Below are 3,079 nucleotides of genomic sequence, written 5' to 3'. Positions count from 1 at the left end.
CGGGGTCAACGGCCCGCATCCTTGGAGCTCCAGCAACGAGGGAGCCAGTTCCTTGGTGCGAACGGCGATATCGCGCTCGAGCTCGTTGATCCGTCCAGTCAGGTGACGAATGTGCCCGAGACGCTCTTTCGCGATCTCGGCCACGAGGCCAGATCCGTCCTCGAGCAGCGACTCGATGGCGTCAAGAACACGGCGCCGTCCCAGGGATCGGGGCGCCACGACGTGGCCGGGAAAGAGCTCGTGGAGGTCCCAGAGCAGGCGATTCTCCAGCCTTGTGCGCTCGGCGACGTAGTCCTCGCGCAAATCGACGAGGAGGCGGAGCTCTCGTTCGGCGCCCTCGACGAAGGCTTCTGAGAGACCCGGCTCACGCAAAGCTGCCCGAGCGGGGGCCAAGGCGTCGATCGGGTCGGACTTGCCCCGTTGGCGCCCCGAGCGCCGGGCGGCACCCATGAGGCGCGTCGGCACCCGCACAACATGCTCCCCGGCCACGAGGAGGTCGATCTCCAGACGGCGGGAGAGATGCCGAACATCCTCGAGCGCCCAGCGGCGATCGGAGAACTGGCGGGCCCATGTGACGAGCGAGCGATGTCCGCTCACGGTCGCCGGTGCCGTCAACACGTCCAGCTGCCGTCCGAGGTCGTCAACAGCAACGATCGTGTGGGTGCGCTTGTGTGTGTCCGCTCCAAGGGTCACCATATTCCTGCTCCTTCTCGTCGTTGGAGTCGCAGGACCGGTCGGAGGACAGCACTGAGTCGAGGCACACTCGGCCGGGCTCCTATCAAGTCACGCCGGCCGGTCCGGCGCGCCCAGCGAGCGGCAATTCCGATGAAAGCCACGCTTTGCGGCGGGCACTGACGGTACGAGCCAACCCGCTGGGCCGCTGAAGCCTGACACTCAGTGGACGGTACCGTTTCGTCATGCCTCGTCCCCAGACTGTGCGGCGCCTTGCCGGCGCCGAGGTCGTTGTCGACGGCAACCGACGGCGAGGGCACGGCTGATGGCCGCGATGAGCGCCAACGGGAAGAGTGGCGCCCCCGCCGGACCCCGGGCCCGGTTCGCGGCGGCGTGGAACACCTTTCGCACCCGCGCCTTCAAGGCCTTCACGCGTCAGCACACCCGCCTGCTCGTGCGCACACGGGGACGGCCCTCGCGCACCGGGCTGCGTCTGCGCTTTCTCGTGCTCGAGACGCGCTCGCGCCGCACCGGGATGGCGCATCAGGTGGTGCTGCTCTACATGCCCGGTCCGACCGGGCTCGTCGTCATCGCCTCCAATTTCGGCGCTGAGCGCCCGCCGGGGTGGTGGCTCAACCTCGAGGCCGGTTCCGACGCGCTGGTCCACCGGTCGGGCCGGACCACCGCGGTGCACGCCCGCGTCCTCGCCGGGGAGGAGCGCGCCGCCACCGCTCTCCGGGCGGCTGCCTACAACTCGCAGTGGCGCCGCTATCTTCACACCGTGCAGCGCGAGCTCCCCATCGTCCTGCTCGAGCCGCGCGTGACGCCCACCGTCTAGGGCTTCCGGTCCACAGGATGAGGTTGCACATCCACCATGAGGTGGGGTCCGGCGATGGACTCTTTGGTTCCTACCAAAGAGACAAGGAGCCCATCACCGTGACCCCAGCAGAGATCATCTACCAGCGCCGCCTCGCCGTGTTGGAGCACGCCCAGCGGACCGCCAACGTGGCCGAGACGTGCCGGGTCTTCGGGATCTCGAGGACCCGCTACTACGAGTGGAAGAACCGGGCCGATCGCTACGGCCTCGACGCCCTCATGCCCAAGGAGCGCCGGGCGCCGCAGATGCCCGATGCCACCCCCACCCACGTGATCGAAGCCCTGCTCACCCTGGCCGTGCTCCAGCCCACGCTGGGGTGCCGGCGCTACGCCGACCTGCTGGCTGAGCAGGGCTTCTCCATCGCCAAGTCCACGGTGCAGAAGCGCCTCGTGGCCCACGGGCTCGGGCGCAGGTCCGCCCGCCTGGCCCGGGCCGCAGCCATCGCCGCGCTCACCACGGGCCTGGTCACCGAGGCGGCCCGAGACGACGAGCCCTTCGGCTTCTGTCTGGCCAGCGGGGGTCCGGGCGAGCTCGTGTGCCTGGACAGCTTCTACATCGGCAAGCTGAAGGGCGTGGGCAAGGTGTACCAGCTCACCGCCATCGACGTGTTCACCCGCTGGGCCTTCGTGACGATCGTGCTCGGCCCGGTCAACGCCACCCACTCGGTGCGCTTCGTCGACCGCTTGCTTCGGCACTACCGCCGCCACGGCATCACCGTCCGGGCCGTACTCACCGACGGCGGCCCCGAGTACGTGGCGTCGGACTTCCGGGCCCATCTCGTGGCCAAGAGCCTGCGCCACTGCCGCATCCCACCGCGCTCCCCCAACCACAACGCCGTGGTCGAGCGCTTCCAGGGCACCATGCTCGACGAGTGCTGGCGTCCCGCCTTCCACCGCCGGCGCTTCTCCTCTATCCGCCAGCTCCAAGCCGAGGCCGACGCGTGGCTGGTCGGCTACCACCATCGCCGGCGCAACCACGGCGACTACATGGCGGGGCGCACACCTCACGAGGTCCTCGACAATCACCGGAGGAACCGAGCAGCATGACCACCAACCACAGAGTCCATCTGTCACCTCGACCCTCGGTCCGGAAGTGCTAGACGTGCGGCTTCGCGTCGATGGGCTCGCTGCGGGCTGAGCAAGCCGAGTTTGGAAGCTCTGATCATCGACCGGCATCAAGCGGTGTACTTTCCGAAAGCGAATCTTCAGGGCACCTGCCCGTACCGGTCTCCTCTTGCCAATACGGTGTCCTCAGGTGCGGAGGGCGTAGTCTCACCGTCGACAGGAATCGCGACGGATACGACAGCTCCGCCTCCGGGACGGTTCGCGGCCTTGGCGCTGCCCCCGTGGGCTTCGGCCAACGACTTCACGATCGCCAGGCCCAGACCGGTTCCGCCTCCCTCGCGGTTTCGGCTGTTGTCGGACCGGCTGAAGCGCTCGAACGCACGCGGGAGGAACTCTGCCGGGAACCCCGGTCCGTGATCGAGGACCTCGAGCACCGCCTCTGGACCAGCTCGGCGGAGGATGAGCC

Annotated in this window: 4 protein-coding genes; 2 read left to right on the top strand and 2 right to left on the bottom strand. The window is 68.5% G+C overall.

Annotation, left to right across the window (positions count from 1 at the left end):
- Positions 1-696 (bottom strand): transposase (locus VNF71_00020; protein HVA72935.1); only part of this gene is annotated, 696 nt, incomplete at its 3' end.
- 301 nt (positions 697-997) lie between these two features.
- Here VNF71_00020 and VNF71_00015 point away from each other — a divergent pair.
- Complete coding sequence (locus VNF71_00015; GenBank protein ID HVA72934.1) at positions 998-1,510, top strand: nitroreductase family deazaflavin-dependent oxidoreductase; 513 nt, start codon at positions 998-1,000, stop codon at positions 1,508-1,510.
- A gap of 98 nt (positions 1,511-1,608) precedes the next feature.
- Positions 1,609-2,595: a helix-turn-helix domain-containing protein gene (locus VNF71_00010; GenBank protein ID HVA72933.1), complete on the top strand. Its 987-nt coding sequence runs from the start codon at positions 1,609-1,611 to the stop codon at positions 2,593-2,595.
- A gap of 158 nt (positions 2,596-2,753) precedes the next feature.
- Here the strand turns inward: VNF71_00010 and VNF71_00005 are convergent.
- Positions 2,754-3,079, bottom strand: a 326-nt coding sequence (locus VNF71_00005; protein HVA72932.1) for a sensor histidine kinase, incomplete at its 5' end; no start/stop codon positions are given.

This window comes from Acidimicrobiales bacterium (assembly GCA_035533095.1).
In the GTDB taxonomy this organism is placed as follows: Bacteria; Actinomycetota; Acidimicrobiia; order Acidimicrobiales; family Palsa-688; genus DATLUM01.
Note: the sequence above shows the minus strand (reverse complement) of the source record. Positions and strands in the feature narration are given on the sequence as shown.